Below are 22,801 nucleotides of genomic sequence, written 5' to 3' on the forward strand. Positions count from 1 at the left end.
CCGTCTGGTGGTGTACGGGCCTCAGGTGGAGGCCAGGGGGACGGCCGTACTCAGGACGGCCCGCGCTGCCTCGGCCGGGCGGGTGCGGAGGAAGTAGTGGCCCCCGTCGGCCAGCTCGTGCAGATCGACGTGCTCGGCCAGGAGCAGCCAGTCGCGGTGGTGGCCGGCGTAGCCGGCCGTGTGCGGGTCGTCCGCGGCGACGACCACCGAGACCGGCGCGGACAGCTTCACCGGCGGCGGGGCTTCCAGGACCGCCCGGAAATACCGATGGGCGGACACACAGTCGTGGCGGTAGGCGGCGCCGATGTGCTCGGCGTGCGGTTCGTCGAGTTCGGCGAGCTCGGTGTAGCCGCTGTCCGCGGTCAGCTGTGCGGCGATCTCCGCGTCGCTTCGGCTCGTCAGTTCATCGATGGCCGCATCCCGGTCGGCGGCGGTGCCGAGCAGTTGCGCGCCGAGGAACACCCGGGTCACCCGCACGCCCCGCTCCTGCAGCGTCCGGGCCGTCTCCACGGCCGGTGCGGCGCCCGACGAGTGGCCCCACAGCATGACCCGCGTCAGGCCGCGCGCGGTGATCTCGTCGGCGACCTGCGCGGCCACGTCCGCGATCGACGCGAACGGCTCGCGGTGGGCGGCGAGATCGTGGCCGGGCAGGTCCACCGCGAGGACCGCCAGGCCGGTGCCCGCCAGCGCGCTCGCCATCGGCCGGTAGTTGACCGCGTTGCCGCCCGCGTAGGGGAAGCACACCAGGGCGCACTCCGGGGCCCCGCCCGCTTCCGACAGGGGCTGGAGCAGCTCCGGTCGCTGCCGGGTGGCGCCGTCGAGGAGGGCGGCGAGATCGGCGAGCACCGGATGCCGGGTGATGTCCTTCAGGGACACCGCGCGGTCGAGCGCGATGCTGAGCTTGACGGCCGACAGTGAGGTGCCGCCGGAGTCGAAGAAGTGGTCCGTCCGGCCGATCCGGTGCTCGGGCACGCCCAGCAGCTCGGCCCAGAGTGCCGCCAGACGTCGCTCGGCCGGGCTGAGCGCGTCCGGTTCCGTTCCGTCCGGTTCGGCGGCCCGCGCCGTCTGTTCGGCCAGCGCGGTCAGGGCCTTCCGGTCGACCTTGCCGTTGGCGGTGAGCGGAAGGCTGTCCTGCCAGTGGAAGGCCGACGGGACCATGTAGGGGGGCAGCGCCGCCGCGAGCGCCTCACGCAGCACGTCCGGCTCATGACGCCTGCCGGTGTGGAAGGCGATCAGATGCGTGTTCCCGCCGCCCCGCTCCACGACGACCACCGCACCGTCCCGTACCCCGTCCACCCGCAGCAGGGTGTTCTCGATCTCACCGATCTCGATCCGGAAGCCGCGGATCTTGACCTGGTTGTCCCGGCGGCCGAGGAACTCCAGTTTGCCGCCCGGGTGCCAACGGCCCCAGTCACCGCCCAGGTAGAGCCGCTCACCGGGCCGGTACGGGTCCGTCCGGTACGCCTCACGGGTCCGCTCGGGATCGTTGACGTATCCCCGGCCCACGCAGACACCGGAGAACGCGATCAGCCCCGGGGCCCCCAGCGGCACCAGCGACAGATGCTCGTCCACGACGTAGACGTGCACGTTGTTGACCGCACGTCCCAGCAGGACACGGTCGGGCACGCCGTCCAGGAGCTCGTGGTTGGTGTCGTCCGAGGTCTCCGTCAGCCCATAGGCGTTGAGCAGCTTGATCCCCGGCTGGACGGCGAACCAGCGCTGCACCAGCTCCCGTTTCAACGCCTCACCCGTCACCGACACACACCGCAGATCCGGCAGGGCGCGGGGGTGCTGTTCCAGGTACGAGACCACCACCTCCAGATAGGAGGGCACGACCTGGGCCACGGCGACCCGGCCGCGTGCCAGCGTGTCGAGGAACCGCTCCACGTCCACGACCACGTCCTGGCCGACCAGCAGGGTGCGCCCGCCGACGAGCAGCGCGGACACCAGCTGCCAGAGCGAGATGTCGAAGCACTGCGGGGCCGTCTGCGCCACCACGGATCCCTCGCCGATCCCCAGGTCGTCGATCTTGGCGTGGAGGTGGTTGAGCATGCCCGCGTGCTCGCACATCGCCCCCTTCGGCTCACCGGTTGAGCCGGAGGTGAAGTAGATGTAGGCGAGCTGGCCGGCGTCGACCCGCACGCCGAGGTCACCGTCGGCATGCGGCTCCGCGTACGCCGTCTCGACCAGCAGCTTCCCGGCTCCCGCCACGGTGGCCAGCGCCTCGTCCAGGGTCTCGGTGCTGCCGGACTCGGTGAGGACCAGCCGGCACCCGGCCCGGGCCAGCGTCGCCGCGATACGGCCGGCCGGAAAGTGCGGTTCGATCGGCAGGTAGGCGCCGCCCGCCTTGAACACGGCCAGCGTCGCCGCCAGCCAGTCGAGGTTGCGTTCGGTGACGACGGCGACCACGTCCTCCCGGCCCACCCCGCGCGCCAGCAGCGCCCGGGCCAACCGGTTGGCGCGCGCGTTGAGCTCTCCGTACGTCCACTCGCGCGCCCCGTGCACCGCGGCCACCGCCTGCGGATGCGCCCGTACCCGCTCTTCGAAGAGTTCGTGTGCGCGTGCGTCCGGCAGCGGCCGACGGGGTCCCGCCAGCCCGTCCAGCTGCTCGCGCGTCTCCTCGGCCGACAGCAGACTCCGCTGCGTGTGGTCGGTGTCCAGGCCGGCCGCCATCAGACCGAGCGCCTTCAGGTGGTAGCCGCCGATACGGGCCGCGCTCTCGGCGTCCAGCACGTCCGTGCGGTACCGCAGGCGCAGCACCAGCCGCCCGCCCCGCTCGCCCCAGCGCACATGCAGGACGCCGTCGTCGGCGTGGTCCTCCTCGACACCCATGGGCCCGAACACGACCTCGTACGACGGTTCGGTCATCCCCAGTTCCCGGGCCAGCTTCGCCACCGGGAACTCGCGGTGGGCCAGCACCTCCGCCTCGGTGCGCTCGGCGGCCGACACCAGTGCCCGCCAGGAGCCCGGCGCCACGGTCAGGCGGCACGGCAGCGGCTCGCCTCGCACTCCGGCGGTGTAGCCCGTCACCACCTCCGGCTCGCCGGACAGCGCGGCCAGCACCTTGGCATGCGCCGCCAGCAGCAGCGCGCTGACCGGCAGATGGGACCGCCGCACCAGCCCGCGTACCGAGGCCGCCACGTCGTCCGGGACCACCGCCTCCTGTTCGAGCGCACCCGGAACGGGCTCCCGAGCCCACCGCGGCACCACCGTGCCACCGCCTGCGGTCAGCACACGGCTCCAGAACTCCCGGTCCGCTTCCACGCGCGTTCCCATCGAATGGCCTTCCTCAACTCGTGGCGGCCGCAGTGGCGTCGGTCGCTTCCCTGCCCCGGCCCGTGCCGCCGGACCGGCTCCCGCTCTCGGGCATGTCCACGGCCGGATTGCCACCCCAGTGGGCGTTCGTGGGGACTTCCTCGCCCTTCATGAGGAAGGAGTCGGCTGCCAGCATCGAGCCGTCGCCCATGGTCACGCCGTAGTGCACATGGGCGGCGACGCCCAGCGTGCAGCCGGCGCCGAGCGTGATCCGGTCGGACTTGAAGGTGCCGTCCTCCTGCGAGTGGCACTGGATCTTGCTTCCGGCGTTGAGGGTGCACTCGTCGCCGATGGTGGCGAGGGTCCGTTCGGTCACGAAACAACCGTCGTCGAACACCCTCTTGCCCATGCGTACTCCCAGCATCCGCCAGGCGAGGCTTTTGAAAGGGGTGCCGTTGTAGACGTTCAGGTACTGGGTCGGAACCTTCCACAGGCGTTCGTGCAACCAGAAGGTCCGGTCGTAGATGGAGCACAGCTGGGGACGCAGCCCGCGGAACGACGTCATGAAGCGCTCCACCAGGATGTAGTACGCGGTGGAGAACACGAGCGTCAGTGCCAGAAAGACGCCGATGACCACGTGGCCGACCAGGCCGTACAGGTCCACGGAGACGAGTGCGAGCAGCGTGAGCACGAAGACGTGCAGCCAGCGCACGAACAGCATGCACGCCATCGAGAGCAGGTTGTAACGGTTCTTCGCGGCGAGGTGGCGGCGCAGTTCCGCGCCTTTACGGAGATGGTCGAAGCGTGCGTCCCGGTCCACCGAGCGCGGAATCTCGAAGCACGGCGAACCGAGGAGCCCCACACCCTCACGGACCTCACCGTCGAGCGGCACCATCACCTTGGTCGCGAGGAGGCAGTTGTCTCCTGTCCGGCCGCCCACTGGATAGGCGATGTTGTTGCCCAGGAAGTTGCGCGGCCCGATCGACACATGCGACAGCCGGAAAGACGTACTGGAATAGTCGGCATTGATCAGCGAGAGGCCGTCGGCCACCATCGTTCCGCTGCCGACCGTGACCAGGAAAGGCGTCTCGTGCTGCATTTCGGTGCCGAAGTTCGAGCCGGTCTGCTCGACCCGCGACAAGTCGTAGCCGAGAGCGCGGAGATAATGCACGATGTACGAGCTGTCTCCGAACAGCCAGGCGAAGAACTTGACGTTCGTCATGCGGGCCGTCAGCCGGTGCAGCGTGTAGTGGAGCCCGTACAGCGGATAGACCCGGTCGGCCCGGACGATCAGGCGCACCAGACGCGGCACGGCGTACAGGGCGACGCCGCCCACGACGACGAAGCCGAAGAACAGGGCGAGCGAGACGGCCAGCGCGTCGGGTATCAGTTCCGGCCGGGTCAGCACGGCCGTCTGCGGATCGAGCCGCTTGCCGATCGCCGGCACCTCGGTGAACAGCATGTACATCCCGCCGACGGCGAGCGGGAGGTAGAGGCAGACCAGCTGGACAAGGGTGACGAGGCCGAACCAGGCCCGGCGCGCGGTGCCGCACCTGGCCGGCGCGACCCGGAGGTAGTCGATCCGCGTGGGTTCCGCCGGGGATCCGTGCCAGTGCTCACCGTCCGGGACGGCCTGGCCGCGGTGGAGGGCGGAGGAATGGCCCAGCTGTGCGCCGTCGCCCATCGAGGTGTCGATGTCCAGGACGGTCTTCTCGCCGATGAACACGTCCCGGCCGAGCGTGACCCGGCCCGTCTGGATGCGGCCCGCGCAGGCCCGGTAGCCCAGGAGGAACGCCTCTTTGCGGACCACCGTGCCGGCGCCGATGGACAGCAGGTCGGTGCAGACCGGGACGGTGCGGGTCAGGATCGTGACTCCCTTGCCGATCCGTGCGCCGAGGGCCCTCAGGTACAGCACATACAGCGGAGTTCCGACGAGGAACACCATCGGATTCGCGTGGAGCAGCACCTTGACGAGCCAGAAACGCAAGTACGCCAGGCCCCAGACGGGGAATTCGCCAGGTTTCCACCGGCCGACCAGAAGCCATTTCGCGAGCACCGGGAATGCGCACAGAGCGACGAACCCGAGGCCCCCGAACAGAAGCGACCGCAGATAGATGTCGACCAGGCCGGAACCGCCGGCGACCCACTCGTAACCTCCGGCCGTGAGGAACCCGGAGGCGAGGGAGTATGCCAGGAAGATCAGCAGCTGGAATGTTCCGCACAGCAGCTGGTTCCGCCGGCTCGCGGGTGTCACCGCGGCCGGGGAGCCGATGGGCTCCTGCACCGTCGGGGAGCCGGCCGGATCGGCGGGAGGGGCAGCGGGAGCGGCCTGCGCGAGTGCCGTCGTCAGGCTGCGGATCGTGGGATGCCGGTAGATGTCCCGCATCGAGGGGGACGGCAGGTCCGGTGCTTTCCTCAGCCGTGCGCAGAACTGGGCCATCACCAGGGAGTTGGTGCCGAGATCGGTGAAGAAGTGACTGTCGACCGGAACGTGTTCGGCGCCGGTGACCTCGGCCAGTGCTTCCGCGAGTTTCCGCTCGGTCTCCGTCCCGGCCGGCCCGGTTTCGCTCGTGGTGACGGCAGGTTCGTCCGGCCCGGATGTGGGGACCTCGGAGGACTGCTCCACCATTCGATCTCCTGATGACGTGTGGATCGCCCACGGCCGACCCGCTCATGACTGATCAAGAACCGCCGGTTTCAGTGTGGACAGGCGGACAAGAGGCTGCCACTTTCAAATCGATCTCCACACGCCTGAGAAGTGCGCGAAGGGCCGATTTCCCCTGGATTCCGCGCCGGGCCGTGGTCCGCCACGGTTCACCCCATCGGGGGCCCTCGCACGCGGGCCGGGGCCCTCCGCGGCCCCTCTCGATGCACGCGGGTGCGTGTCGGGCGGCGGCCGGCCGCGCGGTCTCGGTCACCGTCTCGCGCGCTCGGAGTCCCGGTGCGGCGGACCGGGGATCCGCCCACTGGCCCAGCCGGGTGAAGGGACCTCCGGTTCGTTCCGAGCCGACCGCCGATTCCGTCCTGGCGTCGGTGCGCCGGGGGCCGGTGTGGGATCGTCGGGGTCGCCCCGCAGGGGCGGGTGCGATGCGGCGCGTGCGGCTGGGCACGCGTCCGGACGGGGGTGCGGATGGCTTCGCGGGTGGTGGGCGGCCGATACGACGAGCTGGTCGCCTTTGTCGGCCGGGGAGGTCTGGGGGAGGTCTGGGAGGGCCGTGACCATGTGATCGAGCGCCGAGTCGCGGTCAAGCTGCTGCCGCACGACCGGCGGGACGACCCGGCGCGGAGCTGTTCTTCCGCGAGGCCCGAACCGCCGGCGCGCTGAACCACGCGGGCGTGGTGACGATCTTCGACCTGGGTCGGGACCCCGACGACGGCACCCTCTACCTCGTGATGGAGTTCCTCACCGGGCGGGACCCGGACACGGTGCTCCGCGAGGACGGCGTACCGCAGGTGCCCACTGCCGTGGACTGGGCGGTACAGACCGCCGCGGCGCTCCGGGCCGCCCATCTGGCCGGGGTGGTCCACCGGGACCTGAAACCGGCGAACCTCATGCTCACCCAGGACGAGCGGATCAAGATCCTGGACTTCGGCATCGCCCGGTACATGGCGTCCACGCACAAGTCCAGCAAGATCATCGGCACGCTCCGCGAGCTCTCCACCGCAACCGTGGCGCCCGGCGCCGGACCGGGCCCGGCCGGAGCGGACACGAAGACCGTCACCGCCCCGCTCACCGTCGCCGGTCCCAGGGACGGGCAGCGGGGCCGCCGCCGGTCCCGGCGCGGACACGGTGACCGGCGCCCGTCCCGGCCGGACGCCGGTGCGCGTGCCGGAACCGGCCCCCGGCACGGCGACGCCGGCGGGGCGCATCAGCCGCCGCACAGCGCTGTGGCTCGGCGTCGGCGCCGCCGCCGGCATCGCCGCCGCGGGCTTCACTCTGTTCGAGGGCGACGGCACCGGCGACGGCAAGGGCGGCAGCCCCCGCCCCGACCGGCGGCTCCGATGGCGCTACCCCACCAAAGCCGCGGTCACCTCGTCGCCGACGGTGGCCGGCGGGGTGGTGTGTTTCGGCAGCAGCAAGAGGGTGTACGCGGTGGACGCGGCCACCGGTGACAAGCGTTGGCCTTCGACACCGGCGACCGCGTCATGTCGTCGCCGACGCAGGCCGGCAAGGCCGTGTACGTGGGCTGCGCCGACAAGAGGGTGTACGCCCTGGACGCGGCGACCGGGAACAAGCGTTGGGCCTACGACACCGGGGGCAGGGTCGAAGGGGCACCGATGGTGGCCGGCGGAGTCGCGTACATCGGCAGCTTCGATCATCACGTCTACGCCGTGGACGCGGCCACCGGCGGCAGGAGATGGGCCTACGCAACAGGGGGGACGGGTCCAGTCGTCGCCTGCGGTGGCCGATGGAGTCGTGTACGTGGGCAGTCAGGACCACAACCTGTACGCCCTGGCGGCTGTCGTCGACGGCAACGCGCCATAGCTTCCGCTCCCGGGACACCCGCGGCGTCGGTGACACGTGCTCCGCGCGTGGTTCCCGTGGCCCCCACCAGGTGATAGACACAGCAAGGTCACAGTTCCTGTCCGCCAGCAGGAAGGCTTGGTGCCGTATGTCTGCAACACGTCGTCAGGTTCTGGCCAGGGCAAGCGCGTTGGGGGCGGGTATCGCCTTCAGCGGGGCCCTTTCCGAGCTCTTCGCGGGCACCGCCGCCGCGCAGGGCCTGGGCCACACCGGCTATGGCCCCCTCGTCTCCGACCCGAACGGCCTGCTCGACCTGCCGAAAGGTTTCCGCTACCGCGTGCTCTCCCGCGAGGGCGACCAGCTCCGCTCGGGAGAGGGCCCGGTACCCTCCAACCACGACGGCATGGCCGCCTTCGCCGGCAGAGCGGGCCGCACGCACCTCGTCCGCAACCACGAGAACCGTGTCACCGCGAAGATCCCCGTCCCGACCGTCAGCGGCCTCACCTACGACCCGGCGGGCAAGGGCGGCTGTACGGCCCTGACGCTCGACGCCGACAACCGCGTGCTGTCCGAGCGGGTCGCCATCGCCGGTACCGCCGTCAACTGCGCCGGCGGCCGCACCCCCTGGGGTACCTGGCTGACCTGCGAGGAGACCGAGGACAAGGCGGGCACCAACGGCTACACCCGGGACCACGGCTTCATCTTCGAGGTCCACCCCAGCGACCCGCACCGCACCGGCGCGGTCCCGCTGACCGCGATGGGCCGCTTCCAGCACGAGGCGATCGCGATCGACCCGCGCCACGGCATCGTCTACGAGACGGAGGACGCCTTCGAGAAGCCCTTCGGCCTCTTCTACCGCTTCCTGCCCGACAAGCCGCTGGGCGGCGTCGGTTCGCTGCGCGCGGGCGGCCGGCTCCAGGCCATGCGGGTGCCCGGCGTACGGGACCTGTCGACGATCCAGGAGACCGGCGCCCGCTTCGACGGCGTCGAGTGGGTGGACGTACCGGACCCGCTGGCCGCCTCCACGCCCACCCGGTTCCAGGACTACGGTCCCGGAGGCATCACCCACGCGCAGAAGCTGGAGGGCTGCTACTGGGGCGGCGGCTGTGTCTACTTCGTGTCGTCCTTCGCCCGCAGCGCGGACGGCTCCGCGGCCGACCACTACGGCCAGATCTGGCGCTACGACCCGGCGCGCCACCGGCTGTCCCTGGTCGTCGTGTTCGGCCCGGACACCGATGTCCAGCTGCCCGGCGAGTCCCCGGACAACATCTGCCTCGCTCCCAGCGGTGGCCTGATGGTGTGCGAGGACGGCAACGGCGCCCAGCACGTCTTCGGTGTGACCCGCCGGGGCGAGGTGTACGCGATGGCCCGGGGCCGGCAGAACATCGGGACGGAGCAGGCCCCCGAGTGGGGCGAGTTCGCCGGCGTCACGTTCTCACCCGACGGCGCGACGATGTACGTCAACTGCTACACACCCGGCACCACGTTCGCGGTGACCGGCCCGTGGCGCAGGTAGGCGCCGGGCGGCCGTGACCCAGCCGGGAAGAGGCTTCGGACACGCGCACCCCGGCCGTTCGGACACACGTACACCGGCCGTCCGTCACGCCGTGCACGGGCGGCCGGTGTGCGCGCCGGCCGGCAGCAGCTTGCGTTCCGCCGCCGTGTACGGGCGGTCCGCCGCCTGGCAGAGACGGCGCCGCCAGGTGTCCAGGGCGATGTCGACGCTCTGGAGCTGACCGTTGGTGGCGAGCCGCAGGCGGGTGCCGGAGACGACCGCGGCGAGCGGGTACGGGCCCGCCGTGGCCGGGCCCTCGCCGAGCGCGCTGCCGTCCGAGACGTCATGGAGCCGTAGGCCCCGGTCGTAGTTCAGCGAGACGAAGGTCCGGTCGCCGGTGATCTCGAGCAGCTCCGTCCCGGACGGGTAGGGCACCACGCCCCCGGTCCGGCGGCCGGTCGTCACGTCCCAGAAGCGAACCTTGCTGTCGCTGTGCCCCACGGCCATCAGGTTGCCCTCCGGACTGAACACTACGGTGGGTTGGCGCGTGTCCAGGTCCCCGGCCACGCCGGCCGGCGAGGTCCAGCCGGCGACCCGGGTGTTCTTCACGAGATCCCAGACCATCAGCCGTCCGAGGCGGTGACCGGAGCTGCTGATGATCAGCGCCTGGTCGGGGTGGCCCGGGCGGGGGACGACCTGGCCGGGGGCGGTCCAGGGCATCCGGGTGCCGGACTCGGGCGGCGACACGCGCAGCGGAGCCGAGACGACGGTACCCGTCACGGGATCGACCCGGAGTACGTCGTTGGAGGTCAGCAGCACGGCCAGTTCGCCGTTGCCCAGTTGGGCCACGGACTCGATGCGGGAGCTTCGGGCTGTCGTGGGAAGGCGCCGGGCGAGATCGACCTCGCGGTGGCTGTGGAAGTCGTCGGCCGCGTACAACAGGAGCGTGAGACTGTCGGCATCCCATACGGCCACCGTCTCCCGCTCCTTCGAACTCACCCAGAGCGGCACCCACTCGCGGTTCGCCGCGTCACCCGGCAGTTGCGCACTGCTGGTCGGGGCTCCTGTGCGGCTCAGGTACAACCGGCCCTCGTACTCGGTCGCGAACCGGTCGCGGTGCGGATCGAGCGCCACAGGCTGGTCCCCGGCGGCGTCGAACGGCAACGGCTGCACATCCCTGCCGAGACGCAGCCGTACCAAGCCGCCACCGAAAGCCGCCACCGCCACGGGGCGCCCGCTGGACGCAGGCGGCCAGATGGCCACTTTCACGTACTCGTCGGACGTGCCGTCGCTGGGTACCACCGCCGTCCAGGTGTCACCGCCGAGAACGTCCACGGCGGACAGGACCCCGTACTCCGGGCCGTCGCTGCTGGGCTCGGCCGAGCGGACGTACGTGCTGAAGCGGCGTGTGGCGTCGAGACCGGAGAAGCGTGACGGAGTCACCCGAGCCGCTGTGCCGCCGTCCACGCGCACGTACCTCGCGTCCGAGCCGCGGTCGGCCTTGGTCACGGAGAGCACCTTGTCCCGGGCCATGAAGGCGTTGTGCTCGTCCACCTCCGTGACCAGCCGCCGTTGCTCCTTCCCCGACCGCAGCGAGAAGACGCCGACCGAGGTCAGGTAGCCACGGGACCCGGCATGGCGGATCCACTGAAGGGTCACCCGGTCGGCCTTGTCCGCGAAGGCGGCGCCGTCCACCACCCGGCCGGCGACGGTCCGCCCCGCTCCGGGGACCGGCTCTCCGGAGGGCACGCTCCAGACGTCGAGTGCGGCACGCTGATCCATGCCGCCGCCGTCGCGCCCGACTCCGTAGGAGTGCAGGCGCAGCAGGCGGGAGGAGTCGTCGGAGAAGTCCACCGAGGGGGAGTAGACGTCGTCCGACTCCGGTCGTGCGCCGGGGAGCAGCCGCGGCTCGGGGTTCTTCCCGATCTCCCAGAGCCGGACCGAACCGTCCACCGACGCGGTGGCGTACCAGCGCCCGTCGTCGCTCAGCGCGTCCCGGGAGACCTGCCCGGGTACGCCTTCGAGGCGGTGGACCCGGGGATGGTCGGAGGCGGCGTCCAGGACGACGGAGACCGTCCGCTTGCCCTTGTCGGGCCTGGTGGTCACCGCGAGCACGTCGGTCTCCGACGCGGCGGTCACCCGTTCCACGCTCCCCGGCCACAGTCCGGCGTTCACCCGTTCCGCGTCCCGCAGGCGCAGGTACTGCCGGAACAGCTGGGCGCCGGCCTTGTCCGTGGGGGACGTCGCCCACGCACCCATCGCCATCTGCACGGCGAGCCCGAAGTCGGTCGGCGACCGCTCCTGCGAGAGGCCGGCCAACTGCTCGGAGGCCGCCGCGCGCAGCTGCGTCGCTATCCGGTCGCGGCTGTGGCTCGCGTCCCAGGCCAGCCAGCCGGCCATCAGAGTGAGGACGGTGACGGCGGCCGTGAACCCGCGGAGGACGTACGCGCCCCGGCGTGCGTGGCGTCGACCCGCGGTCAGGTAGGCCCGCTGGAGCGGAGTGATGTCCCTGTCACGTTCCTGTTCCCAGCGATCCACGGCCCACAGCAGTTTCACGGGGACCGGCGCGAACGGGGGGCGGCCGGCCGCGTCCCAGGCGGCGGCCTCCCCCGCGACCTGGGACTGCCAGGCGCGGAACTCCATGCCCTCGCGCAGACAGGTGCGCAACCACTCCCACTCGCGCAGCAGGGCCTCGTGGGCCATGCGCAGGGACTCGCCGAGCGCGTCGCCCGGCAGCGGCCGCCACACGAGCAGCTTCTGTCGCGCCATGCGGCGGGCCAACCGCCGCTGATCCTCGTCCAGTTCGCTCAACGGCACGGCTTCCGGCAGAAACCGGCCGAGTCCGTCGGGGCGGGCCAGGCGCTGGAACAGGCGGCGCGCGGTCTGCTCGTCGGCGACGCCTTCCGCGACGGCTGCTTCGAGGGTGCGTTGCGCGTGGTGGGCCAACGCGCCGGACAGGCCGCCCAGTTCCTGGTAGGCGGCCAGGGTGAGGCGTCCCCCGGAGCGCCGGCGCCACAGCTCGGCCAGTGTGAATTCCAGCAGCGGCAGGGCGTTGCTCTCGCCGCGGGTGTCCTGGGCGTCCCGGGCGTCGCGCAGCAGCAGTTCCTTCAGACCGTCCTGGAGACCGGCACAGGGGATCGGGGCGAGCCGTGCGGAGATGACCTCGCTCAGCGCCTCGTCGGTGAGCGGGTCCAGGGACACGACGGCCCGGGCCCGCTCGGCGGCCGGCAGCACGGCGGACAGCACGTCCAGCGTGGCGTGCCGGGCGGACAGGACGGCCCGAAGTCCCCGGTCCGGCGCACTGCCGGCGGTCAGCTCGCGCCACCACGTCACCACCTGGCGGGCGGCGGACGGTGCGGCGGCGGCGTACTCCTCGAACTGGTCGAGGATCAGCACTCCCATCCGGTCCTGGAAAGCGGTCCGCAGTTCCTCCCGTAGATGGGCGAGCGCGACCTCGTCCCCGGCCAGTGCCTCCCGTACGGCTGCCAGCCGGGCGCCGGTGTGCTCCCCGGGTACGGCCGCCTGCCACAGGGCGAGCAGTGCCTCGCCGAGCGTCGTGGCCGGGCCGTCCGCCTCCTGCGGTGTGCGCACCACGGTGACGGCGTGGGCCGTGCGCAGCCGCGGTAGCAGACCGGCGTGCAGCAGTGACGACTTGCCCGTGCCCGACTGCCCGGTCAGCAGGGTCAGCGGCCGCTCGCGCACCGCCACCGTGAGAGCGGCCGTCTCCTTGGCACGTCCCAGGAAGAGGTGCGCGTCGCTCTCCTCGAACCGCAACAGGCCCTTGAACGGGCCGGGATCGTCGGGGACGTCCGGTGCCTGCGCGGCCAGCCGCGGGCCGGGGATCAGATAGGCCGTGCCGGCGAGGCCGTCCCGGCCACGCGTGGCCAGCATGCCGACCACCCGGCGGGCTTCGACGTCCCAGACCGGGCTGCCGCTGAACCCCGGCTCGATCGCGACGCTGCCCTGACCGGCGTCCAGCTGGATGAGGCCCGCCCCCTGGCCGCCGCGCAGGGTGCCGTGCGCGTTCACGCCCGCATCGGTGCTCTCGGGGAAGCCGTAGAGGCGGGCCTCACGGCCGTAGAGCGGGGCGTCGGGGCCGGCCAGGGGAAGCGGCGCGGTGCCGGGGACCGCGCGGGCGAGCCGGAGGACCGCGATGTCGTCGGCGAGTGACCAGACGACGACCGTCGCGGTCACCCGCTCCCGGGGTCCGCCGGGCACCAGCGGGAAGTCGACCCGGAGCGGTTCGTCCGGGCGGCGAGGATCGGCCGCGTCGCCGTCGGCCACCACGTGCGCACACGTGCACACCAGGTCGGGGGTCAGCAGGAATCCGGCGCCCAGCAGCTCTTCCCGCGGATCGAAGAGGCGGGCGAGTCCCTGCTCGAACTCGGCGCCTCCCGACGGGACGGCGGGCGGCTGGGCCTCAGTCGCCGTCAACGCCGGGCTCCGCGTCCGGGACCGGCTCCTCGTCCGCGTCCGCGGCCGGCTCGTCGTCCGCGTCCGGCCGGCCGCTGCCGCCCGCCTGGCGCTCCCACTCCAGGGCCACCTTGAAGTGCGCCTCCGTGCCGGCGCGGGCCAGGACGACGCCTGCCTCCGCGCTGAGCTTCACCCCGAACTCGAGTGAGACACGGTCGGGAGCCTGCGGCATCTCCCGCAGCGAGGCCAGGACGTCCTGGACGGCCGGGCGGACCCGGTCGACGGCCTGGCGCAGGGTGTCCGCCGCGGTCACCGGGCCGTCCGCGCCGCGCCGCCGCCGCACGGGCTCGTACGGGTCACCGGCCGGCGGCGCGGGACCGTCGACCTCCACGCGCAGGACCGAGCCGTCGCTCGCCAGGAACTCCCGTATCTCTGCCATGAGTTCGCCGAACCGTCGCTTCCCCTCAGAGCCGCCCGCGATGCAGGTGGCCAGCCTAATGGGGCGCCGGTGGGTCTGTCTCGGTGTGGGCCCGCCCTGCTCGGTCGGCCCCGTCGGCACGGCAGCGGTGCGGACCGCGGGTCGGTGCCGCGGTCCGCACCCTGGTGACGGGCTGGGCGGTGGGGGAGCGCAGTCCGTCGCGTCCAGCGGGTCAGCCCGTCTTGGCCGCCTGCGCGAGGGCCTTGGCGAGGCCGTTGGCCCACAGCTGGTTGACCCGGGCGCGCTCGGTGGAGTTCGGGTACCGGTTGGTGCAGGACGGGCCGGGGCCGCCGCCCGACATCAGCTCGCTGCACGGGCCGCTGTAGTGGTCGGGCAGACCCAGCACGTGACCGGTCTCGTGGGCGGCGACCCGTATGGAGTCGTACTGCTGGTTCTGCGCGTAGTCCAGGAAGATGTACCCGCGGCCGTGGCCGTTGGTGGAGGCGTAGGACCCGCGCGGGTCGCTGCCCTCGTAGTAGGCGAAGTCGCCACTGCCCGAGGTCGCCTGGAGCTTGACGTTCGACACGGAGCTGTTCCAGATGGAGGCGGCGCTCGTTATCTGGGAGCGGAAGCTCGGGGCCTGCGAGGCGTTGTAGTAGACGGTCACCACCTTCAGCGACGGCTGGGCGGCCTGCCTCTCGGCGACCGACTTCAGCACGGCGTCGAAGAACGCCTTGGTGTCGGCTTTCTCGGCCGCGCCCACATAGCCGACGGCGGTGGGGGCGGGTGCTTCGGCGGTCTTCCGGGCGCTCGCCGGGGTCGCGGTGCCCAGCGCTGCCGAGGCCAGACCGAGGCCCAGCGCCAGGGTCAGAAGTCTTCTTGAGGTCTTCGACCCGGTGCCGGTACGGAACGACGCCATGGGGGGCTCCTTCTCGTCCTGTGGGGTTGAACGATCGGTTGCCAGTGAGTCTCGGACAGACCAACGCGACGGGGGATGATGGCAATCGGGGATAGCGCGAGGCTATCGGCGCACAACTCGTCCCCATTCGTTGGAACTTGAACATCTGGTGTCGCAACCCATGCCGTCCTACGCTCCCCCCATGGAGTTGGAGGTGAGGCACCTGCGCGTTCTCTGTGCCATCGCCGACACCGGCAGCCTGCACAAAGCGGCACGCCAACTGGGCCTGGCACAGCCCTCGCTGAGCACTCAGCTGCGGCGCATCGAGCGCGCCCTCGGTGCTCAGCTCTTCGTACGCGACCGGACCGGGTGCCGGCCCACCCCGCTGGGGCTGGCGGTGCTGAGCCGCGCCCGGCCGCTGGTGGCGGAGTTCGCCGCCATCGTCACCGAGACCAGGGCGGCGGCAGCCCGGGCCGCCGGCGGGTTCCAGCTGCGCATCGGCGCCACGGCGAGCCGGGCCATCCCGGGCTGGCTGCGCCTGCTGAGGGCACGGGTACCGCGCATCGAACCGACGCTTCAGATGAACGTGTCCGCCAACGCCCTGCTCGACATGGTCGCCACCGGCCGTCTCGACATGGCCTTCGTACATGAGGTCGAGGGCAGTCCGCTGCGCATTCCGCCCAGCCTGCGCCTGCGCGTGCTCATCGAGCGCGAACCGCAGTTCGTCACGCTCGCCGCGGACCATCCGGCGGCTTCACGTCCGCAGGTACGCCTCGCCGACCTGGCCGGCGACCGCTGGATGGTCGACTCCACTGTCGACGGCGAGTGGGACGCCCTGTCCCGGGTGCTGCGCGCCGCGGGCCTGGATTCCGAGATACTGCACGGCGACTACCTCACCGCCTACTCGCTGGCCGCCACCGGCGAGGTGGTCACGGTCAGCCAGCCGACCGCCCATCCCCGACCCGACCTCGCGATCCGCCCCCTCGAAGGCGACCCGATCGGGGTACGCCTGCTGCTGGCGGCCCGCACCGAGGCGGAACTGGACGATGCCTATCCGGAGTTGGAGGAGGCCTATTGGGCGGTGGCCCGCGACGCGCCGGCCTACCGCGAGTGGCTGAAGCGTGCGCGGTCATCCGGAGAGGTCCCGTATGTGGTGCGCCGACCGGACAAGCGTGCGCATGCCTCTCCGGGAGCGGCCATGGCGCCTCGGTGATCAACCCTTGCGCTTGGCGTTCCACTGCCTCGGGGCGAACGTCGCCCCTGTCTCCGGGCCGGGCAATCGGTCGTGACCGGGGCCCAGTTGCTCCTCCACGCTCTCTGTTTCCGGAATGCGTCCTGCTTCTCGGAGCATGCGGGTGAGGTTTGTGCGGGCGGTGAGGGTGTCGGGGTGGTCGTGGCCCAGGAGGCGTGCCAGGTCCGCCAGTACGCGTTCGGTGAGGGCGATCGCCTCGTCGGTCCGTCCTGCTTCCCGGAGGGTGACGGCGAGGTTGGCCCGGGCGGTGAGGGTGTCGGGGTGGTCCGGTCCCAGCAGGCGTACTCGGTCCGCCAGTACGCGTTCGGTGAGGGCGATCGCCTCTTGGATCCGGCCGACCTCCAGGTAGGTGACGGCGAGGTTGGCCCGGGCGGTGGGGGTGTCGGGGTGGTCCGGTCCCAGCAGGCGTTCCCGGTCGGCGAGTACCCGCTCGGCGAGGTCTATCGCCTCTTGGATCCGGCCGACCTCCAGGTAGGAGATGGCGAGGTTGGCCCGGGCGGTGGGGGTGTCGGGGTGGTCCGGTCCCAGCACGCGTTCCCGGTCGGTGACGACTCGTTCTTCCACGGTGATGGCCTCAGGGACGCGGCCTGCCTGGAAGTAGGAGGCGGCGAGGTTGGCTCGGGCGGTGAGGGTGTCGGGATGATTCGGCCCCAGCAGGCGTTCCCGGTCCACAACCACCTGTTCCTCCAACGTGATGGCCTCGGCGACGCGGCCTGCTTGGAAGTAGGAAGCGGCGAGGTGCGCCAGGACGGCAAGAGTGTCGGGATGCTCGTACCCGAGGGATCGCGTTGCCTGGTCGGTGATTTGCTGCCAGTAGTCGATCGCCGCACGGACCAGCCCGGCGTCGAGAAGGCTCGAACCTGCGCGAAAGAGAACCGGGTGGCCGCCGCGCTCCGGATCCCAGAGATGCCCTTCGGAGTAAGCGGAGAGTTTGTCGGTGTTCGACCGGAGAAGAGAGACCAGCTCGGTGTCGAACGTCTCCCGACGCGGCCAGAGTTCCAGCAAGGCGTCGGCGGCGGCGGCGACGACGGTGGGCAGTTCCTGCGGGGTGGTCCTCTCTCTCACTGCGCGTGCGGTGAGACGGTGGATGCGTACGTACCCCGCAGGACCGCTGGTGTCGTCCACCAGGCTGTAACGGTGAAGGAGACGCAGAGCGGACGAGGCCGCCCCGGCCGGGAGGTTCCGCTGGTAAGTGCTCAGGTACGCATGGATGGCGTTGGTGCCCCACACATCCCGGGGCTGGCCGGCGGGATCAAGGACCGAAGCAATGCGGATCGCCGGCCAGGCGAGTCCTGCGGGGCTCTCGTCCTGAGCGGCGTCCAGGGACAGAAGCAGAGCCTCCATCACCTGGTAGCCGTAGGTGTCGGAAGCAATGAGCCCCAGCCGGGATCCGTTGTCCCTGAACCTCTCCAGGTAGGTGCCGCAGGACACACCCGAGTTGATCATGTAGGCGGCTGCATGGCTGAGGGCGAGAGGGAGACCGGACAACTGCCTCACCAGTGCGGACGTCCGGGAGTCGAGCAGGTGTGCCATTCCCGCCGCGGTGAAGCGCTCGCGCAGGTATGCCTCGGCTTCCTCGGATGTGAACACATCGACGGCAACGAGAGACCGTCCTCCCGCACTCAGAGCCGCGTCACGACGGCGGGTGGTGATCAGAACTCGGTGACGTCGCGACGGCGAGGTGGGCAGCCACGAGTGGAGGTCGGTCGGGCGCTCCATGACATCGTCGAGGACGACCAGCCAAGAACGGCTCGTTGTGGCGAGCCAGTTCAAGAAAAGCCGCGCATTCTCCTCGATGTCGCCGCCGTGCGCGATCCCGATCCGGTCCGCGGCTGACGCGTAGGCCGCCGTGATGTGCTCGACCGTGCCCGCGTCCACCCACACCACCAGGTCGGTTCCTTCCTGGAGGGCCTGGTGCGCGCAGGCGGCGGCCAGTTGGGTCTTGCCGACACCGCCGCTCCCGGAGAGAACCTGGGACAGCACCGGTGTGCCGTCACCGGCCCAGATGCGCTCGATACGGTCACGCATCTCTTGGCGGGGCTGTTGGGCGGAGGCGAGCGAAGGGATGACGCCGACGACAACGGGCCAGTTCGGGGTGGGCGCGGCGGACATGTGACCAGTCACCGCGAGGGACATGTGACCCGTCGCCGCGACGGACCTGTGACCTGTCACCGCGACGCTGCCGGGGTCGGCGACGACGTCACCGGCCCCCTGAGGCGTCAGGCCCTGCAAGCGCGCGATCAGGCTGCCGGAAGGCGGCTCAGCAGATGTGCCGGCAAGGAGGTCTTTCAGCCGCCGCTGGGCAGCCACCTCTGCTTTGCAACGGTCGCATGTGGCCAGGTGGGCCAGGACGCGTTCACGCACCCTGTCGTCCAACTCGCCGTCGACCAGCGCCGCCAGCCGGTCGCCGACATGCTGCTCGGTGTCACTCGGCTGGTCCGACGACGTATGAGCCGTGACGGGCGGCGCGGGTGGTGGACGGAAGAATTCCTGAAGCCGGCGCAGCAGTGTGCGGCGGCCACGCTCGGTGTCGGCGCCTGGCCGGGATTCCGACGACTGACCGGTGGCGGGCGGGTCGGTCGTCACCGTCGGCTCCGAGCTCGGGGCCGGCACGGGCACGGCCGCGGGGGCGCCGTCCACGGCCGGAGCCGGTACGGCGTTGACGCCCAGCATCCTCAGCGCGGCAGCACTGGCTTCCGCGAACGGCTGAAGGTCGGCGGACAGCTCACCCGGGCCGTGATCGCTGTGCAGGACCGCCTTGATGCCGTGCGGCGAGTAGGGATGTTCGGCGACGTGCGCGCTCATCGCCCGGTGGACGAGCCGGGCGTCGCGACGCGTCAGTTCCTGGTGCAGGCGTTCCCGGGCGGCGGGGGCGAAGGCCAGAAGGGGCGCGCGCCCTGCTTGCCGCGAGACGGTGAGCAGTCCGCTGCTGAGGACTTCGGCGAGGTCCGAAGGGCGGGTGTCCGGCAGTGCCCGTTCTCGCAGGACCTCGAGCATGGGGACGGTGAAGCTGTTGAGCGCCGATGCGAGGACGGTCAGGCGTACGGCAGCGGCCGGGGCCGTCCGCACGAAGGCGTCGGCCATCGCCCCGGGGTCCGGCGGGTCGTGGTCGTGCCGGCTGCGGGGAGGACGGCCCTCGGCGGGTATCAGGACTGCCTCACACCCCTGGGGATCCGCCCGCATCACCACGCGCGCCCAGGTGCGCAGGGCGTGCGGGGTGGGCGTCAGCGTGGGCAGAAGCTGCCCCCGTCCGTGCTGTGCGGCCCAGGTGCGGTCGGTGGGGCGCAGGGCGGCGGTGGGGGCGGCGGGAGAGGGGGCGAACGCCTGGGAGGGCGGGTAGTTGAGCGCCGACCGGTGCCACAGGCGTCTGGGCAGAGGGTTGACCAGGGCGAGGGGGGCGGCTCGTCCCCAGGCCCGGAGCATGCGCCAGGGGGCGTCCTGGCGCCATCCGGGGGCCGCGCAGTCCGTGAGCATGAGGATCAGCCGTCTGCCCCTGGGGCTGCCGCTGTGCTGCGCCGCCCGGTGCAGGGGAACCGCGTGTCCCTTGTGGTCGTGGAGGGTGGGTCCTCCGTCCAGCCAGGTGAGGCTCCAGGTGTGGACGGCACGGAAAGCTCCGAGCTCCTGCATCAGATGGCTGAGCGCCTGGACCAGGTCCTCCCAGAGCGTCATGGTCAGTGACGCGTCCACGACGAGGACGACCTCGAACCATCGTTCGGGAGCCGGCGTGAACACCGGCAGCAGGAGGCCGCTGCGGGCGTAGTGATCGATGGTCGCGTCGATGTCGAGCCGGGTGCGCAGGCCGCGAGACCAGGGCCTGCGGAAGGGACGGAGCGCACGACCGATGGCCAGGGCTTCGGGGAGCGGAGAGGGAGGCGCGAGCGACAGCGGTATGCCCCGCACGACGGTGGCGCCGTCGTCCGAGCGCCGGGCGGACACGGGTGCGCCTGCGGTGGGCGGTGGCGTCGGTCCGTTCGAGGCGGGGGCCTGCCGGTCGGGGGCGGGGACATGCCTGGTCGGCTCGGGGGGCCGAGGGGCGGACGTCTCCTGGGAGACGGTGTGCGCGGCGCGGGCGGCGGCCAGCCAGGCGGCATCGGCGAGCAGCGGCGCGTCCACGTCCTCGACGTGGGCGTGCACAGCGGCGAGGAGGCGCGCCAAGGCGTCAGTCACGGGCGAGTTCTCGCAGCAGGAGGGTGCGCAACTGGTCGGCCTGGGTGCCGCCGGGCCCGTCCGAGGCGGTCAGCAGCGCCACCGCGTTGAGGAGTTGATCCACGGCCAGGTGCTCGCCCTGGGTGATGCGAGCGGCGAACTGAGCGATCAGCTCGGCGGCCCCGGAATCGACCGGCCGCTTCAGGTGGGCGCTCACGATGTCGGTGAGCGCGTCGGGGGTGAGCCGGGGCATGGTGAAGCGGATGCAGCGCCTCAGGAACGCGGGCGGAAAGTCCCGGTCGCCGTTGCTGGTGAGGACGATGAAGGGGAACTCCGTACACTTCACCAGGCCGTGCGTGATCTCGTGCGTGTCCCGGCTTCCCCAGGTGCGCACCCTGACCTTCGGCTCGCGGTAGCGCATGAGTTCCGGGATCTCGTACTCGCCGCTCTCCAGTACTTCCAGAAGATCGCTGGGCAGGTCGATGTCGCTCTTGTCGATCTCGTCGATGAGCAGCGCGCGGGGGCGGCCGGTGGGCAGGAGGGCGGTGCCGAGCGGCCCGAGCTGAAGGAACGGGGCGATGTCGTCCTGCTGCGGCCGTTCGGTGTCGCCGCGCGGCTGCCCGAGGTTCTGGGCGTGGATGCGGCCCAGGGCGTCGTAGCGGTAGAGCGCCTCGGCCAGGGTGCTGCGCGAGGTGATGTGCCAGCGCAGGACATCACCGAGGCCCATCTCGTGCGCCACCTGGTCGATGACGCTGGACTTCCCGGAACCGGCCGGGCCGGTGACGAGGAGCGGGCGGCGCAGGTGCAGGGCGGCGTTGACCGCGTCCGTCATGCCGGCGGGCGGACGGTACTGCACGTGCTGGGACTTGCGCGGGAAGGTTCGCCACGGTGGCGGCGGGGCGAGCTCCGCCTCGCGACGCACGCCGTCGCCTCGGTAGTAGGGCATCCAGTTCACGGTGTCTCCTTGGGCGCTGCCACGGTGCGGCGGTTCATCAGCCGGCAGAAGTTCAGCCAGGTCTCGTCGTGGGAGACCGCGTGCAGGTCGCACAGGCACGTGTCGGAGGTGTGCTCGGTCTCGTGCTTGCGGTAGGCATCGGCGAAGTCCTGCGGCTGGCGGTGCCAGTAGGTACGGACGCGAGCACGGAAGGTGTCGTCCAGGCCCGGGGCGCCGGGGCGGGGCCAGACGACGATGGGGGCGTAGGGCAGCAGGAGGGCCAGTGCGCGGTCGAGCACGGAGGTCGCGCCGAAGCCGATGGCCGCTCCCATCCGCCCTGTGGCCAGCTGCCGCTTCAGGCTCACTTCCGCTTCCGGCCGGAAGACGCCGCTGTCGAGCCAGGTGACCGGTTCGGCGCACTGGGACATCTCCTGGAGGGCCTTGCGCGCCGCATCGTTGATCTCCGCGATGTCCGAGGCGTCCGGCACCGAGGGATCAGGGCTCAGCCGACCGCTCCAGCGCATCAGCAGGGAGTGCCGGGCGCCCAGCGTGAACATCCCGATCGGCTGGTCCTCCAGAGCCCACGTACCGCTCATGAGGTCGGTGAGCAGGCTCACCGGCGCCGCGACATCGACGTGCACCAGCGTCTCGTCCGCCCGCAGATGTTCGCGCGCCCACGCCAGCGCGCGCTTGATCGCCTCCATGACACCGGCCGGGTCGTGTGCGAGGGAGACCGGATCGCCCGTCCGTATCGCCCCGCCCTCGCGCAGGAGCCAGTACTCCGCCTCTCCCCGGGACCCCCTGCGTGCGTCGGCGAGGCTGATCACGAGCCGCAGGCCGGGCGCCGGGCAGCTGAACTCGTTCAGGGCGTCGTTGAGATGGACGAGCAGACCCCGCGCGCCGGCCCAGTCCGTGAGCCGGGCATCCGTGCGGTCGGTCCCGGTGAGGGAGGCGAAGGCGGCGACGACTCGGGCCAGGACCGCGCCGGGGGCCGCGGCGAGAGGCTGGGCCTCGAAGACGGCGTACTCCAGCATCCCCCGGAGCGGCTCGGCATCCAGCGGACGGGACGGCAGACCGGCGAGGCGGGCCACGGTGCTCAGCCGGTCACTGGTCAGCGCAGTGGGAAACACGTCCGCAAGGAATTCAGCCGTGACGGCACACTCCATCAACCCCGCGACCGCACAGGCCATACGGCCCGATGCCTCGTCCGGCTGCTTCGCGGCGGCGAGTTCCCGCTGCCAGGCGACGAGTTGGGCGAACGAGACGGCAGCGGGGACGGTCGTGCCGGGTCGCCAGGTGGCCACGGCCTCGCGTATCTCGGTGTCGCCGATCGCGCCGACGACATGGTCCCGGCTCATGGCGCGCAGCACGTCCGGAGCCGGCACCGAGGTGCCTTCCCGGTCCACCTGCATCACTATCTGCTGTCCGATGTACGTCACGCTGCTGCCGGCGCCCACGGCATTGCCGTGCATGTCGCCGCCGGCGCCGATGGCTCCGGGACCTCGCGCAGTCACGCGCAGGCTCT

11 protein-coding genes and 2 pseudogenes are annotated in these 22,801 nt (G+C 71.6%); 5 read left to right on the plus strand and 8 right to left on the minus strand.

What is annotated here, in order from left to right:
- Positions 1–21: 21 nt before the first annotated feature.
- Both ACZ7DL_RS19220 and ACZ7DL_RS19225 read right to left on the minus strand, forming a co-directional pair.
- Positions 22–3,276 carry a non-ribosomal peptide synthetase gene (locus ACZ7DL_RS19220; protein ID WP_470775349.1) on the minus strand — a complete coding sequence of 1,085 codons (3,255 nt, stop codon included), beginning with the start codon at positions 3,274–3,276 and terminating at the stop codon, positions 22–24.
- A 13-nt stretch (positions 3,277–3,289) separates the two neighbouring features.
- Entirely contained in the window at positions 3,290–5,884 is a 2,595-nt protein-coding gene (locus ACZ7DL_RS19225) for a Pls/PosA family non-ribosomal peptide synthetase (protein WP_470775350.1), read from the minus strand.
- A gap of 710 nt (positions 5,885–6,594) precedes the next feature.
- Here ACZ7DL_RS19225 and ACZ7DL_RS19230 point away from each other — a divergent pair.
- The 4 genes and pseudogenes from ACZ7DL_RS19230 to ACZ7DL_RS19245 all read left to right on the plus strand — a co-directional run.
- Positions 6,595–6,843: pseudogene (locus ACZ7DL_RS19230) on the plus strand (protein kinase domain-containing protein); the annotation flags it as partial.
- Positions 6,844–7,300: 457 nt separating this feature from the next.
- Positions 7,301–7,345 (plus strand): annotated as a pseudogene (locus ACZ7DL_RS19235) (hypothetical protein); the annotation flags it as partial.
- Positions 7,346–7,401: 56 nt separating this feature from the next.
- Positions 7,402–7,815, plus strand: a complete 414-nt coding sequence (locus ACZ7DL_RS19240) for an outer membrane protein assembly factor BamB family protein (protein WP_470775398.1) — start codon at positions 7,402–7,404, stop codon at positions 7,813–7,815.
- A 53-nt stretch (positions 7,816–7,868) separates the two neighbouring features.
- Complete coding sequence (locus ACZ7DL_RS19245) at positions 7,869–9,236, plus strand: alkaline phosphatase PhoX (RefSeq protein WP_470775351.1); 1,368 nt, start codon at positions 7,869–7,871, stop codon at positions 9,234–9,236.
- A gap of 84 nt (positions 9,237–9,320) precedes the next feature.
- On the opposite strand, the gene ACZ7DL_RS19250 is transcribed toward ACZ7DL_RS19245, so the two are convergent.
- From ACZ7DL_RS19250 to snpA, 3 genes are all read right to left on the minus strand, one after another.
- On the minus strand, positions 9,321–13,649 hold the full coding sequence (locus ACZ7DL_RS19250) for an nSTAND1 domain-containing NTPase (protein WP_470775352.1): 4,329 nt from the start codon (positions 13,647–13,649) through the stop codon (positions 9,321–9,323).
- A complete protein-coding gene (locus ACZ7DL_RS19255) occupies positions 13,636–14,067 on the minus strand; it encodes a CU044_2847 family protein (protein WP_470775353.1) in 432 nt (143 codons plus the stop codon). The genes ACZ7DL_RS19250 and ACZ7DL_RS19255 overlap by 14 nt, the downstream gene beginning before the upstream one ends.
- Positions 14,068–14,278: 211 nt before the next feature.
- Entirely contained in the window at positions 14,279–14,965 is a 687-nt protein-coding gene (gene snpA / locus ACZ7DL_RS19260) for a snapalysin (RefSeq protein ID WP_470775354.1), read from the minus strand.
- Between the two features lie 181 nt (positions 14,966–15,146).
- On the opposite strand from snpA, the gene ACZ7DL_RS19265 reads away from it, so the two are divergent.
- Positions 15,147–16,157: a LysR family transcriptional regulator gene (locus ACZ7DL_RS19265; RefSeq protein WP_470775355.1), complete on the plus strand. Its 1,011-nt coding sequence runs from the start codon at positions 15,147–15,149 to the stop codon at positions 16,155–16,157.
- Here ACZ7DL_RS19265 and ACZ7DL_RS19270 read toward each other — a convergent pair whose 3' ends face one another.
- Genes ACZ7DL_RS19270 through ACZ7DL_RS19280 form a run of 3 tightly spaced genes read right to left on the minus strand, consistent with a single transcriptional unit; the run spans position 16,158 to position 22,790 of the window.
- Positions 16,158–20,363, minus strand: coding sequence for an SAV_2336 N-terminal domain-related protein (locus ACZ7DL_RS19270; protein ID WP_470775356.1), 4,206 nt, complete (start codon positions 20,361–20,363; stop codon positions 16,158–16,160).
- The gene (locus tag ACZ7DL_RS19275; protein ID WP_470775357.1) at positions 20,356–21,297 is read right to left on the minus strand and encodes an AAA family ATPase; all 942 of its coding nucleotides are present in this window, start codon (positions 21,295–21,297) and stop codon (positions 20,356–20,358) included. The genes ACZ7DL_RS19270 and ACZ7DL_RS19275 overlap by 8 nt, the downstream gene beginning before the upstream one ends.
- Positions 21,294–22,790: a vWA-MoxR associated conflict system protein gene (locus ACZ7DL_RS19280; RefSeq protein ID WP_470775358.1), complete on the minus strand. Its 1,497-nt coding sequence runs from the start codon at positions 22,788–22,790 to the stop codon at positions 21,294–21,296. Before ACZ7DL_RS19280 ends, ACZ7DL_RS19275 begins: the two co-directional genes overlap by 4 nt.
- Positions 22,791–22,801 lie beyond the last annotated feature (11 nt).

It is taken from the genome of Streptomyces sp. NPDC036984, assembly GCF_055607665.1.